12 protein-coding genes are annotated in these 14,274 nt (G+C 46.7%); 6 read left to right on the top strand and 6 right to left on the bottom strand.

All coding sequences use genetic code 11. From position 1 onward, the window contains the following. The first annotated feature begins 84 nt into the window (after positions 1-84). Both QM529_02775 and QM529_02770 read left to right on the top strand, forming a co-directional pair. Complete coding sequence (locus QM529_02775; GenBank protein MDI9313587.1) at positions 85-1,575, top strand: hypothetical protein; 1,491 nt, start codon at positions 85-87, stop codon at positions 1,573-1,575. 27 nt (positions 1,576-1,602) lie between these two features. Then, the gene (locus QM529_02770) at positions 1,603-2,673 is read left to right on the top strand and encodes an RluA family pseudouridine synthase (GenBank protein ID MDI9313586.1); all 1,071 of its coding nucleotides are present in this window, start codon (positions 1,603-1,605) and stop codon (positions 2,671-2,673) included. A gap of 3 nt (positions 2,674-2,676) precedes the next feature. Here QM529_02770 and QM529_02765 read toward each other — a convergent pair whose 3' ends face one another. The 4 genes from QM529_02765 to QM529_02750 form a co-directional block, all read right to left on the bottom strand. After that, on the bottom strand, positions 2,677-3,090 hold the full coding sequence (locus tag QM529_02765) for an SRPBCC domain-containing protein (protein MDI9313585.1): 414 nt from the start codon (positions 3,088-3,090) through the stop codon (positions 2,677-2,679). 9 nt (positions 3,091-3,099) lie between these two features. Beyond that, entirely contained in the window at positions 3,100-3,594 is a 495-nt protein-coding gene (coaD, locus tag QM529_02760; protein ID MDI9313584.1) for a pantetheine-phosphate adenylyltransferase, read from the bottom strand. Between the two features lie 17 nt (positions 3,595-3,611). Continuing rightward, a complete protein-coding gene (gyrA, locus tag QM529_02755) occupies positions 3,612-6,452 on the bottom strand; it encodes a DNA gyrase subunit A (protein MDI9313583.1) in 2,841 nt (946 codons plus the stop codon). 176 nt (positions 6,453-6,628) lie between these two features. Then, positions 6,629-7,366 (bottom strand): alpha/beta hydrolase, encoded by a 738-nt coding sequence (locus tag QM529_02750; protein MDI9313582.1) that lies wholly within the window; start codon positions 7,364-7,366, stop codon positions 6,629-6,631. Between the two features lie 219 nt (positions 7,367-7,585). Here QM529_02750 and cysE point away from each other — a divergent pair, with 219 nt between their 5' ends. The 3 genes from cysE (at position 7,586) to QM529_02735 (ending at position 9,404) form a co-directional block, all read left to right on the top strand. Continuing rightward, complete coding sequence (cysE, locus tag QM529_02745; GenBank protein MDI9313581.1) at positions 7,586-8,299, top strand: serine O-acetyltransferase; 714 nt, start codon at positions 7,586-7,588, stop codon at positions 8,297-8,299. Positions 8,300-8,457: 158 nt separating this feature from the next. Further along, positions 8,458-8,991 carry a Panacea domain-containing protein gene (locus QM529_02740; GenBank protein ID MDI9313580.1) on the top strand — a complete coding sequence of 178 codons (534 nt, stop codon included), beginning with the start codon at positions 8,458-8,460 and terminating at the stop codon, positions 8,989-8,991. Continuing rightward, on the top strand, positions 8,991-9,404 hold the full coding sequence (locus QM529_02735; GenBank protein MDI9313579.1) for a hypothetical protein: 414 nt from the start codon (positions 8,991-8,993) through the stop codon (positions 9,402-9,404). The genes QM529_02740 and QM529_02735 overlap by 1 nt, the downstream gene beginning before the upstream one ends. A gap of 7 nt (positions 9,405-9,411) precedes the next feature. Here QM529_02735 and QM529_02730 read toward each other — a convergent pair whose 3' ends face one another. Beyond that, on the bottom strand, positions 9,412-11,772 hold the full coding sequence (locus QM529_02730; protein MDI9313578.1) for a hypothetical protein: 2,361 nt from the start codon (positions 11,770-11,772) through the stop codon (positions 9,412-9,414). A gap of 62 nt (positions 11,773-11,834) precedes the next feature. Then, complete coding sequence (gene ubiG / locus QM529_02725; GenBank protein ID MDI9313577.1) at positions 11,835-12,674, bottom strand: bifunctional 2-polyprenyl-6-hydroxyphenol methylase/3-demethylubiquinol 3-O-methyltransferase UbiG; 840 nt, start codon at positions 12,672-12,674, stop codon at positions 11,835-11,837. 211 nt (positions 12,675-12,885) lie between these two features. On the opposite strand from ubiG, the gene QM529_02720 reads away from it, so the two are divergent. Then, positions 12,886-14,190 carry an aspartate kinase gene (locus QM529_02720; protein ID MDI9313576.1) on the top strand — a complete coding sequence of 435 codons (1,305 nt, stop codon included), beginning with the start codon at positions 12,886-12,888 and terminating at the stop codon, positions 14,188-14,190. Positions 14,191-14,274 lie beyond the last annotated feature (84 nt).

The raw sequence follows: 14,274 nt of genomic DNA, 5'->3' as shown, positions 1-14,274 counted from the left end.
GATAAGCAAACTTGACCCGAAAATCAAGTGCCGTGGCCTGGAACCGGTATTGCTACTATTAGTGAATCTCTTTATATTATAAAAATGCAAAATTTTAACGCCTTAGAATCTTATGAGGGCAAGGGAGAGTTCTGGTTCCCCGACAAGGAAGATAAAAAGTTTTTTGGGTTGCTAAAATATAACCCTGAAAAAGGTATTAGATTTGAGTTAATACAACCAACGCATATAAAAGAATTGTATGATAAAATTCATAACAATCAAAAATCCAATCATTTTAGTAGAACATCTGCTTATGTCAGCCAAAATGAAAATACATTTCAATTTAATATTGATGTGATGTTCGGTACGCTTTTTACTTTTGGCAATACATCTTTTATGGACGGACTAAAGATTACGCTCGTATCTATTAAAAATATTGTTTATCTTTTTAATGAATATATTTTTTGTGATGCGATTTTATTTGGGGGACATATTGATAAAGAACAATCCTTTCAGAAATGCCAATTTAATCTTGCTTATTTAGATAAGGCGTTTTTAGACGCGCCCCATAAAACACACTATCTAGAGAAACAAATTTTTTCTATAAACTCAAATGGTTTTAAAATTGAGCTTTTAAGAGGTTTTGGCAAAGTCAAATCTTATTCTAAAATTAATTTAAAGCAAGAGTTTGTGGGAAAAGAAGAATTTAAGGATGAATTAGCAAATGCGATTATACCAATTTTAGACAAACATAATGAATTCCGCCTTGATATTATGCAAGAAGAACATTGCTATTTATTTCTAGAAAAGGAAACCGCGACATTCGATGAATACAAAGAATTAATATTTAACTTGCGGAGTTTTTTTACTTTTTTAATTTTAAAAATATCTAGGCCTATAGAAATTATTCTACATAATGACAAAGAAAAATACTCTGTTATTTTTAATATCACAAATTCTAAAAATATAATTAATGATATAAAAAAAGGAGAAATAAGACAGCATAATTACTTTTTAGATAATAAACATATGAAAGAAAACTTTCAGAAAATTTTTAGTCAATGGGTGGATTTTTATGAACAAGATTATAATCTTGTTATAAAGGTTTTATATAATCATATAAGCAATTATTATATTGAGGGTGGTAGCATTTACAAATGTTACCAAGAGATAGTTTTATTTTTTGCCGCAATTGAGCAGTGGGAAAAATCGAACTGGGAAAAATCGAAGGGTGATGATAAAAATATCCCGAATATATTTTTTAGCAAAATACTTAAAAGGGATGATGATTTAACAAAAGAATTTATTAATATTTTAAATAATTTACAGGATTTTAATAATATTTCTGAAGATAAAAAATTAGAAAACATTGGACGCTATATTAAAGAAGTTAGAAATTTATTTTCTCATTACAGCCCAAACAGTTCTAAAAGTCGAGCGCAATATAAAAAAAATAAGAATATAATTAGCGAGAAAGATATTAGCAATTTAGTCGAAATTATATTTATTGCCTTTATTAGGACAATGTATAAAAGTTGGGGCTTGCCTGAAGATGTTATAAAACATGTAGATCCCATAATAATCTATGGCAGATAAAAATAGCAACTATGCTATAAGGGTTTCATGCCCGATACCAAACCAGACAATGCCGCCAGCAAGGTTGCCGTTACCAAAAACTACGTGGTGGAAAAATTGCCGCCCAGCCAAAAACGGCTCGATAAGTTTTTGGTCGGCGTGGCCGTGACCGACCCCGACATGGCCGGCGTCAGCCGCAACCAGATTCAAGGGTGGATTAAAAACGGCGCGACATTGTTGAACGACGCGCCGGCGCGCGACCCCGACCAAAAAATTAAGGCCGGCGATAGAATCACCCTGGTGGTGCCGCCGCCGCGCCAATTGGATTTAACGCCCGAGGCAATGGATTTCGATATTATTTTTGAAGACAAAGATATTTTGGTGTTGAACAAACCGGCCGGCCTGACCGTGCACCCCAGCATCGGCAATTGGACCGGCACGCTGGTGCATGGCTTGCTCCACCATTGCGGCAAACACCTGTCTGGCATCAACGGCGTCATGCGCCCGGGCATTGTGCACCGGTTGGATAAGGACACATCTGGCCTGATGGTGATTGCCAAAAACGACATGGCGCACCAATCATTAACGCGCGATTTCACGGCGCGGAATATTCGGCGGCGTTACATCGCCCTGGCCTGGGGGCGGGTGGCATTGCCGGCGACGGCGGGCAACATCGGCATTGTCAACCAACCGCTGGGGCGCAATAAAAATAATCGATTGCAGATGACAATTGTGCCGGTGGAAAAGGGCGGCCGCGTTGCCGAAACCCACTACAGGATTTTAGCGCAGGACGACGATGTTTCATTATTGGAATGCCGGTTGATGACCGGACGCACCCACCAAATTCGCGCGCACATGGCTTACCTGAAACACCCGCTGGTCGGCGACGCGATATATGGCGGGCGGGCGCGGCAACCCAGCAAACAAACCACCGGCGCAACGGCGATGGGGTTGATGGGCTTTCCGCGCCAATGTTTACATGCCTTTGAATTGGGTTTCACCCACCCGCGCGGTGGCAAGGAATTGCATTTTTTAAAATCCCCACCGCCCGACATGATGGAGTTGTTCGACCTGTTGGGCTTTGCCGATACAATAACAACGATTATAAAAAATAATTGAGGATTACAAACCCTCGGCGACTGATTTTAATTTTAGCAAGGCCTCGCCCCACATTTTATTCATCATGTCGTAATAATCTTCCAAACAATCCAGCTCAAGCATGAATTCGGTTTGCTGGTCGGTAATTTTTTTGAAACTATAGTTTTCATACGCGCCCGCCCATTCGTCATGGCGGATAGAAATAAATTCATTGGGCTTGCATTCGGCGATGGTGCTTTTTAGCGCATAACTCGGTTCGTTGTTGTTATCTTGCTCAGAAAAAAATTTTATAGTCGCGCCTTTAACAAAATCCCCCTCAAAACTGCTCCCCTCTTTAAAAGCACTTGCCCATTTGTTATAATTTGATTTTACCACCACGGCTTGCCATACGTTGTTGCATGGCGCATTAATTATTATTTTTTGTATTATTTTTTTCATTTTTAAAAACTACTTCTGCAACTTTTTCTTAATCATGTCGGCGATGGTTTGGCCGACGAATGGCGCAATATTGCCGCCCAAGGATGCAACCTGTTTGACCAATTGCGATGAAATAAAATGGTGGCCCTCGCCCGCCATTAAAAAAATGGTTTCGATGTTTTTATCCAACCGCGCGTTCATTTCGGCCAATTGAAATTCATATTCAAAATCGCTGATGGCGCGCAGGCCGCGAATAATAACGCCGGCACCCTCGCGTTTCATGAAATCTATCAACAACCCATCGACCGGTTGCACGGTTATTTTTTTTACCACCGCTGGGTCTAATTTTTTTAACGATGCCTCGACCATTGCCACCCGTTCGGCCAATGAAAACATCGTGGCCTTACCGCTGTGGCCGGCGACGCCGACGATTAAATTGTCGCACAGGTTGGTGGCGCGCGACAAAACATTCAGATGCCCCAGGGTGATGGGGTCGAACGTCCCGGGGTAAACCGCTTTTTTCATCTTGCTGTTGGCTTGGTTTATTCGGTTGGCTTCGCGCTGGGTTGGTTGTCGCCCTTATCGTCGCTGTCGTTTTCAATTTCTTCTTCGCCAATATAACTAATATGGGCGACCGAGGCAATTTTTTGTTCGCTGTCCAGGCTAGCTAATTTCACGCCCTTGGCGTTGCGCGACACGCGGCGGATTGATTTGGTGTGGATACGGATGGTTTGCCCGCCGTCGGTAACAATCATCACCTCGTCATCTTTCGGGCTGATAAGGAAGGCGTCGATAATTTTACTGCCGCTATCCATGTTGCTGATACCCTTGCCGCCGCGGTTGGTGGTGCGGTAATCATATGACGAACATAATTGGCCAAACCCCGCCTCGTTGATGGTCAGGACAAATTGTTCCTCGGCCGCCATTTTGCTGAATAATGTTTTATCGAATTCTGCCACCTTGGCCTTGTCGCGGGTTGCATCCTCCGACCCAGACGCGGCGTAATCCTTGTCCTTTAATCGCGCCTTGGCATTGGCAACCGCCAAGTAACCATCGCGTTTTTCGGAATCTTCTTCGCCGCGATTCATAATATCCATCGCCACCACGCGGTCGCCGCTTGCTAATTTGATAGCCGTTACGCCGTTGGACGCACGGCCAGAAAAAACCCGCACGCCCTTTTCATCGCCGTCTTCGCTCTGCCGCGAAATCGGGAAGCGAATGGCCGATGATTGTTCGGTGGCGAGGAAAATATCTTGCTCGGCCGAGGCTATCAACACGCCAACCAAACTATCGCCGTCGTCCAATTTCATTGCGACCTTGCCGGCCTTGCGCTCGTCGGCAAAATCCGACAGCAGGTTGCGCCGCGCATAACCCGACGCCGTGGCAAACACCATGAATTTATCTTCCCAATCCTTGCTGTCGGTTGGCAGGGCGAGCACCGTGGTGATGCGTTCGCGCGCCGCCAACGGCAAGATATTGACCAAGGACTTGCCCTTGCTGGCCATCGAACTCTCGGGGATTTCGTAGACTTTTAATTTGTAGCACCGACCGCTCGACGAAAAAAACAGCATGTCGGTGTGGGTGTCGGCGACAAAAACCTTCCACACGAAATCATCTTCCTTAGTCGTCATGCCCATTTTGCCCTTGCCGCCGCGTTTTTGCGTGCGATAGGAATCGAGCGGCACGCGCTTGATGTAACCGCCGTAGGTAACGCTGACCATCATGTCTTCCTTCTCAATCAGGTCGGTTATTTCCACATCCTCTTGCTTGGCGACGATGGCGGTGCGGCGCGGCGTGGCGAAGGCCGCCAGCGATTCTTCAAACTCCTTGACCATTACGGCACGGCGCGCGGCTTCATCGGCCAATAGTTTTTCATAGGCGTTGATGTTATCCGACAATTCCTTCATCTCGTTGCCCAATTTGTCTTTTTCCAGCGCGGTGAGGCGTTGCAGGCGCAGGTCAAGAATAGCGCGCGCCTGCTCGTCGCTCAATTTGTATTTTGTGCCGGCGAGGTTCTTATCGGCCTTGTCTATCAATTTTAAAAATGGCACCACGGCGTCGGCCGACCATTGCTTGGTTGTCATTTTTACCCGCGCTTCCTCGGCGTCCTTCGATGATTTTATCATCGCAATCATTTCATCGATATTGTCGGTGGCGATGATAAGGCCGGCAACGATATGCGCCCGCGCCCGCGCCTTGCCCAGCAAAAACCGGCTACGCCGTTGGATAACCTCATCACGGAATTCGACAAACCGATGCAGGACGCGCGGCACTGGCAACATTTCGGGCAGGCCATTGTTCAGCGATAACATGTTGACGCCAAAACTGGTTTCGAGCGGCGAAAATTTATACAGCTGTTGCAATATGACCTGCGCCGTGGCGTCCTTTCTAATTTCCAATACGACGCGCACGCCAGTGCGGTCAGATTCATCGCGGATGTCGCTGACCCCTTCGATGACCTTATTCTGCACCAGCTCGGCCATTTTTTCTATCATCGTTGCCTTGTTGACTTGGTATGGCACCTCGGTGATGACAATCATCTCGCGGTCCTTGCCGAATGTTTCAATCGTGGCGCGGCCGCGCATTTTAATCGAACCGCGACCGGTGGCAAATGATTGGTCGATGCCCTCGCGCCCCATAATCAAACCGCCGGTTGGGAAATCGGGGCCCGGGACAATTTTTTTAATTTCATCGTCAGAAAGTTGCGGATTATTGACCAGCGCGATAAGGGCACGCAACAGCTCGCCCAAATTATGCGGCGGGATATTGGTCGCCATGCCCACCGCGATGCCCGACGCGCCATTGGCCAGCAGGTTCGGAATCCGCGCCGGCAAAACAAACGGTTCGGGCATTGAATCGTCGTAATTGGTGCCGAAATCGACCGTGTCGCTGTCGATATCGGTCAGCAATGTTTCGGCCGACTTGGCGAGCCGTGCCTCGGTATAGCGCATCGCCGCCGGTGGGTCACCATCGAGCGAGCCGAAGTTCCCCTGGCCGGCGATAAGCGGCAGGCGGAGTGAGAAATCCTGCGCCATGCGCACCATCGAATCATAAATCGATTGGTCGCCGTGCGGGTGGTATTTACCCATGACCTCCCCCACGATACGCGCCGATTTGCGAAATGGTTTTGACCAATCGTAACCATTTTCATTCATGGCGTAAAGAATACGGCGGTGCACCGGTTTTAAACCATCGCGCACATCGGGCAGGGCGCGGGCGACAATCACGCTCATAGCATATTCCATGTAGCTTTTTTTCATTTCATCGCCCAGGGCGATGGGCGAAATCCCCTGCACCATGCCGCCGCCCATGCCGACCGAGGGGATAATATCCTTGCCGTCGGCAGTTTTGCCTTTGTTGCTGTCGTTTTCTTTTTTGCTCATGTTATATTTTTTATCCATCGCGGTGTTTACGGCGATTCTTGCCAAAACACAACCGCGCGCTTTTTTTGCACTAGGTCAGTTGGTTATAATGTTTGGCTGGTTGGTAATGGCCGATGCGCATGGTTGTTAACATGCCAGGGGAGGGGGATAGCGACGCCGTAGAAAGCCTGACAATATTAATCGTCATCGTCATTATCGCTGGTTTCTTTATGGAGTTGTTCGTAATAATCGTCCTCGTTATCCATCACATCGGGCGGTGGGGCAAAAACCTCCTCGATGGCGTTTTCTTGGGCGATATATTGGTTGCTGAGGCGTTGCAAGGCCGCCATGTTGTTGCTGAAAAAATGGTCGGCGCGTTTCACCAATTCATATTGAATGTTGATACCCTTTTGGCTTTGTAATTTGCTGACCAGTTTTTCTTGGTCTTGGTAGGGGACGATGCTATCGGCCGAGCCCTGCAAAATTAAACCCGAGGTCGGGCAGGGGGCAAGGAACGAAAAATCATAAAGATTGACCGGTGGCGCGACCGCGATAAAACGAAAAATTTCGGGGCGGCGCATCAAAAGCTGGAGCGCGATCCACGCGCCAAACGAAAAACCGGCTATCCAAAAACGGCGACTTTGGGTGTGGTGCTGTTGCATCCAATCCAGCACCGCGGCGGCGTCGGTCAATTCGCCCTCGCCCTTGGCAAAGGTGCCCTCGGACTTGCCGACACCACGAAAATTAAAACGCAACACATGGAAGCCTTGCTTAACAAAACAATGGAAAAGGTTAAAAATAACCTTGTTGTTCATGGTGCCGCCCTGTTCGGGGTTGGGGTGAAACAACACGGCGCAGGGCGAGTCAAGTTTCAAACCCGGCATATAGCGACCTTCCAATCGGCCCTCCGGCCCATAAATCACAACTTCTAACATGGTGGGATAACCTTTCTTCCTTGCGTTACAGATTTTTGTTATAGAATAGCCATATTTTTTTGGCAAGGTTTTTTATAGCTTTTGGCATTTACGGCTTAATCAACCATAAGGCGTTGAGAATCGCAGGCGATTGTTACTATTGCTTTCAATCGGTAATAAAGCTACAGGATGAATCGAGGATTTGTAACGAAATCAATAATATAAAAGGATGGTGCGGCGATGAAAAAATCACGTAGCGCAGAAAAAAAACCGCGTAAAAAATTTCTTTGGTGGCTGTTCCAAGAGGTCGATAGTATTATCGCCCGCGACCCGGCGGCGCGCGGCCGGTTGGAGGTTATCTTGCTGTTCCACAATTACCATGCGGTGAAGATGCACCGCTTGAACCACCTGTTGTGGCGTTGCCATTTAAAATTTTTGCCAAAATTAATTGTGCTGTTTGTCCGTATTTGGAGTGGGATTGAAATCCACCCGGCGGCAAAAATTGGCAAAAGGTTTTTTATCGACCACGGCATGGGGGTGGTGATTGGTGAAACCGCGATAATTGGCGATGATGTAACCTTGTATCACGATGTTACACTCGGCGGGGTATCACCGTCGGTTAATGCCGAAACCCAACGCAACCAAAAACGCCACCCGACGCTGGGCGATAATGTTATCGTCGGTTCGGGGGCGCAGATTTTGGGGCCAATTACGGTGGGCCAGGGCGCGCGGGTTGGTGCCAACGCGGTGGTGGTGCGCGACGTGCCGCCATATACCACGGTGGTGGGCATTCCGGCCAAGGTGGTGGAAAAATTATCGGATAAAGGGGCGCAGAAAGATTCCTTCTCCGCCTATGGCACGCCGAGCACAACCGCGGCCGGCGCCGACCCATTGTTGCAAGAAATAAAACTATTGCAAAAACGCATCGCCGAGTTAGAAGGCAAAATAAAATAAATTATTTTACGAATGAAAAAATTGCTGGCTGTCATAATATAAAATATACAGCTATTAACAAAAATTGTGTTTTTTCGGATTTTTATTGTTTTTTTAGACGAATTTGTCTATAAAAAGATATAATATATCTATATTTAACTATTATATAGAACAAAAAAATGAACGAATATAAAAGATTTATCCTTAATAATATAATTTGTTATATTGCAAAAGAGTATAAGGCTCAACATAACGAGCATATTACTTCAATGAAATTATATAAATTATTAGCTCTTTATGATTTTCAACATCTTAGAGAGGTTGGCGTTCCTGCGCTTGATATTGGCGATTATTATGCCCTGCAAAATGGCCCCGTTCCATCGTCTTTATATGATGAAATAAAAGTTAATAATGGAACAAATCAATATAAAGTTATTAGCGGTTATAAAGATTCAAAATTGATAGAAAATATAGGCGAGCCTGACATGGATTATATTTCAAAAAGCCAGCAAAAAATTATTGATAACTGGCTGTTCTTGCTTCAAAAGAAAGCTACCGAAAGCTACATAGAAGTAGCTCACGAAGAAATTAAAGCATGGTCTAAAGCATGGAAAAATCGAGGTGCGGCGGTGAAGCGCGCTCAAATGAAATATATTGATGAGTTTGAAAAGGATGTTCCAGAGAATTATTACGCTTATTTAGAAACAAGATAATGCTCGTTGGTGAAATTATAAAGCCTAGCGAGCTGGATATGCGCTTGGTTTCGCCACCGTCCAGCGGATATGCTCGATGGTTTATTTTTGTTGGCATTTTAGAAAAATTTAACAAAGGGTTGTTGATAACCACTACAACCCAAGTCGATAAGCATCAACACTTTGAACCAGAATGTATATTATTTAATCAAGGCGATTTTGGTTTTGCGGAACGTTGTTGTGTAAATTCTAAACAAATTTTTGTTTCTGATATTGATAAAATCAAGCTATGGGAAAAAAAAGGTCAAATTAAAGATAATAATATTTTAATTAATATACATAAGAAAATACAAAATCCTGCACATCAAAACATAATACCTGCGCATAGAACAGCTATAAAATTAACTTACCAAAAACAAGGAATCATTTTCTAAAATTATTTTACGCCACCAATTCCAACACCCAATTGATGATGGTCTCGCCCGGCGTGGTTTGGCCGGACAGCATAATCACCTGGCAGGGTTCCTCCATAAAGTCATTTAAGAACACCCCCTTGGTCAGGGACAATGTTGCACCGCGCGATACCAACCGGCCACCCGGTTTGTCGGGCGATTGCAAAAAAACCTCCTGCAGGGATTCTATTTTATCTTTTAAATTATCATCGGGGTTGTCGTGGGGGATGAGCGGTTCGATAATGCCGCCGCCATGCGGCCGCAGGTCGTTTTTTTTCATCGGCCGTTGCCAATGTTGCTCCAATTCGTGGATGAGCGAATCGCTCCGCCCGAAAGCCTTAATCGATGGCGACAGCGGCAACAACAGCATAAAATCAATGCCGCCCGGGGCGATAATTTTTTCTTGTGCTTTTAAATAAATCTGCGGCTTTTTTTCGCCGCCATAGGATGAGTCAGCGTCGCGGTTATGGCGCGGCATAAAAAGTTGTCGCTCGATGCTGATGGTGCGGTTGCCGTGGCGGCGCGGCAGGTTGAGAATTTTTTTGCTATACAACATATCGCCGGCCGGTAATAAAAATTTCTGACAGCGGATGTAACGCCATGCCCCGGGATTTAACGGGTTTATTGGATTTGTAAGATTGCGCAAGGTCATGCGGCGCGGCAATAGATAGCTGGCCGACGCGGTGGTTCGTTGCAACGTTGGCCGAGCCGTTGGTTGGCCAGTTGCTTGCGACGTTGGTTGGGCAAGGGGACTGCCGCCCAATTGTAAGCTGTTGTCGATGTAATAATGAGACGGGCGGGGTTTTCGCAAAATGTTTTTTGCCAGATTGCTCGTCCAATTTTTTGCGCCAATTTTTGGCAGGAGGGCAAGCAGAGCTGATAATCTTTTTTTGTGTGGCTCGGGCGACAGCCAAACACCCGATTCGATGAAGGATTTTTTTTTGAAGATAACATCGAACGTCATCATCAAGTGATTGCTGATATTGCTGGCCAAGGCTTGCTTTCCCCCTATGATGGTCGGCAGGGCAAAGGCCGATTTCTGCCACGGCAAAATATAAGATGATGGCGATGGCGGGGTTGTAAAAAACCCGAGAAAATATGTTATCAGGTTGAGCGGGTTGTGGGTTATTTCTTTTTTATGCTTGATGGCGTTGGCGCCGGCCAGCGAAAGAATAAAGCGGTTATCCTTTAATGTCAGGGGGTGGATGGTTTTATCATTGTTCGTTTTATCGCGCGGTGGTGAATTGGGTGCACCGGCCTTTGATTTTTTTATTTTTATGGTTTTTATCGATTTTAATTGGCCGTCAATTTTTTCCAAAACCTCGCCATACACCGGGTAATGGTCATAAAGCCGCGTTTGATTTTTTTCATCGATAGCAGTTAATAATTCCTGCCGCCAATCGTCGATGGTGTCTTGGACAATTTGTTCGGGCACCTCGCCCGTGTCGTTGATTAACCAATGGGTCAGGCTGGCCAAATTGACCAGGGTTAAAAATGGCGACGGCAGGGGCAGGCATAATTGGCGCGGCAGGGTTTGCAATTCCAGCAGGTGATAATGGATGCGTTTTTTTTGCAACCAGAATGAGCCCGGCAAGCGATGCGGCAATAGGTTTTTTATTTTCTGCGGTGATAATTTCCGGCCATGCGATGCGGCGAGTGATTCCTCGATACGGTCGTAATTATCAAGGTTGGTGAGGGCGAGCTGTTGGTGGAGCGCGGTTAAGTGATAAATCTGATGGGCGCGGCCAAACAATAAATATTGGTGCGGCATGGCAATGCGTTGTTGGACGACGCGGCGCAATTGTTCAATCGCTTGGCGTCGCCATTGCGTTACCGCGGCGCGCGGTTTGGCATCGATAATCGATTTCGGGTCGATGGCGGTGAAGGCGCGAATGATAAGCCCGGCCATCATGATGATTAAGAATTTGTTGACAGCCGGGTGCGGCGTCAACCATCGCGTGATAAGCGATTCTTGAAAGGGCAGAAGGTGATATTTTTTTTTATTATTGCGGCTGGTTGCTTTGTCTTGGGTTATTGGCGGCAAGGGAAAACGTTGCGGCAGGGCGACCAATTGTTGCGGCGCAAGGTAGGGCAGGTGCGATAGGCTAAGGGTTAAAAAATCATAAAAAGACGGCAAGGGAAATTGCGCGCCGTTATCGGGCGCGGCGGTTTTTTTTATAAATTTATCCAGCACATCACCCGCGAACAGGTTATCCAGCGGCGCGTCGAACAAATTATCGGGCGTCAGAACCACCCGTTCCAGCTGTTCAAACAACGTATCACTGCCCAAAAACACCGCCGGCGCGATAGCCAACAAAATAGCTGTGTTGGGTTGGATGGTTTGTTTCATCGCGACCACCGGTTAATGTTATATGATTTGTTTGCTGGCAAGCCTGTTGCTATTTATTTTTTTTAGAGCGTGGCGGTTAAAAAATAATTAACCTTGAGGTTATGTTTGGCAAGCTTCGCGGTTTTCAGCAACGGATTGTAAACCAAGCCAGTGGCGTCGCGGGGCTTCAGGCCGGCAGAGCGGCAAAAACCACTCAGCTCCTCCGGCCGAACAAATTGTTCATATTGGTGCGTGCCGCGCGGCAACAGATTCAACACATATTCTGCGCCGATGATAGCCAATAAAAAAGATTGCGGGTTGCGGTTGATGGTCGAAAAAATAACCAGGCCGTTTGGCTTAACCAATTTTTTTAATGTCGCGACAAAATCGGCGGGGTGCGCCACATGTTCGATAACCTCCATCGCCAGCACCAGGTCAAAGGCGGCAATGTTTTTTTTATCCTGCAATAGATCCTCGGGGCTGGCCTGCGAAAATGTTAATCGGTCGTTTAATTTATGTTTTTCTTGGTGGGCGCGGGCAACGCCGATGGTGGTTTCCTCGGCGTCGATGGCGGTAATATCGCCGCCCAAGTTGTTTAATGCTACTGCCAATAATCCACCGCCGCAACCAACATCCAGAATTTTTTTGCCCGACAGCGAATGGTTGGCGGCGGGGTTGGGTTTGTCGCCGGCCTTATCGTTTTGTGCGCTTAATTGCTCCTGATGTTGCCGCCATTGCGCCAAGATGTAATCGACACGCACCGGGTTTAATTCGTGAAGCGGGCGAAAGGCACCATTGGGGTCCCACCATTGGTCGGCCATTTTTTGGAATTTATTCATCTCATCCTGCCGCCGGCTGTTGCCGTGATTGGCCGACTCGTTACCTTGTTCGGCGGTGGTGCGATTTTTTGCTTCTTTTGTCATCTGTTCGCTCATCTGTCTTCCTAAGTATTTTCTAATGGTTAGCCCCCCATTGTTGCAACAATTCGCTTGAATAATCAAGAGAGAGTGGCTAGAAATGCCACGCGCCTTGTGCTTGATTATTTTATCGTCCATTGCATTGCGCGATGGGATGAAAGCGTTGTAATTTTGTTATAATTCCGTCCTGATATCGCAACTATATTTATAAATAAAAATGGTAAAAGAACGCCCCCGCAAAAACAGCCTGGTGATGAAATTCGGTGGCACCTCGGTCGCCGGGGTCGACCGCATGAGGGCATCGGCCAAAATTATCAAGCATTTTTATCAAGCGGGCGCGGCGGAAGGTTACGGCATTTGCGTCGTCGTCTCGGCCATGGCGGGGGAGACAAACCGCTTGGTTGCGTTGGTCAATAGCGCGGATGAAGATAACAAGAACCTGCATATCACCGCCGAATATGATGCGGTGTTGGCCAGCGGTGAGAATGTTAGCGCGGGGTTGATGGCGATTATCCTGAACGCCATGGGGGTGCCGGCGCGTTCGTGGCAAGGATTTCAAATCGCCGTCAAAACAAACGACAACCATGGCATGGCGCGCATCACTGACATTGATGTGACAGCGATAAAAAAATCGATGGCAAAGGGCGAGGTGGCGGTGGTCACCGGTTTCCAGGGGGCGAATGACATTGGCCGCATCACCACGCTGGGCCGTGGCGGTTCCGACACATCGGCGGTGGCGATGGCGGTGGCGTTGCAAGCCATAAGGTGCGATATTTACACCGACGTCGATGGTGTTTACCGCGCCGACCCGCGGTTGGTGGCAAATGCAAAAAAATTGGACAATGTCGCCTACGAGGAAATGCTCGAAATGGCGTCGCTTGGGTCAAAGGTTTTGCATGCGCGTTCGGTGGAATTGGCGATGAAATTTAAAATGCCTTTACAAGTTTTGTCGAGTTTTGTAGAACCAGGCGATAAAAACAACGGCACGATGGTGCTGGATGAAAAAAATTTGGCACGCGATAACATGAATAAAAAAATCGAAGAAAAAATTATCACCGCGGTGGCGTTGGATGATAAGGAAGCCAAGATAACGCTTTATAAGCTTAAAAATAAGCCCGGCGTTTCAGCGGCGATTTTTGGTCGCTTGGCCGAGGCCAATATCAACGTCGATATGATTATTCAATCGGGGTCGCACCATGAAAAGGAAGATGATTTTGCCGATATTACCTTTACCCTGCCGCGCCAAGATTTAAAGCGTGGTTTGGATGTATTGCAAAAAAATAAGGCGATGATTGGTTACGACGATATTTTGTTCGATGATAAGGTGGCGAAGGTTTCGGTCATCGGCGTGGGCATGCGGTCATCGCCCGGCGTTGCCAAAACCATGTTTGATACCCTGGCGGATGAAAAAATCAACCTTGATGCTATCTCGACCAGCGAAATCAAAATCAGCGTCCTGGTGCGGGAGGAAGACGCCAAGCGCGCGGTGCAAAAACTCCACGCGGCTTTTAAGCTGGGGTAGGCCGTTATTTTTCCGCTTGCCAAAGGCTATATTTTTGCTTATAATGGACAAGTATTGCGAGAATAGAACGAAATAAAAACACCC

The sequence above is a fragment of the Hydrotalea sp. genome, from assembly GCA_030054115.1.
Taxonomy (GTDB): domain Bacteria; phylum Pseudomonadota; class Alphaproteobacteria; order JASGCL01; family JASGCL01; genus JASGCL01.
This window is presented reverse-complemented; position numbering and strand designations above follow the sequence as displayed.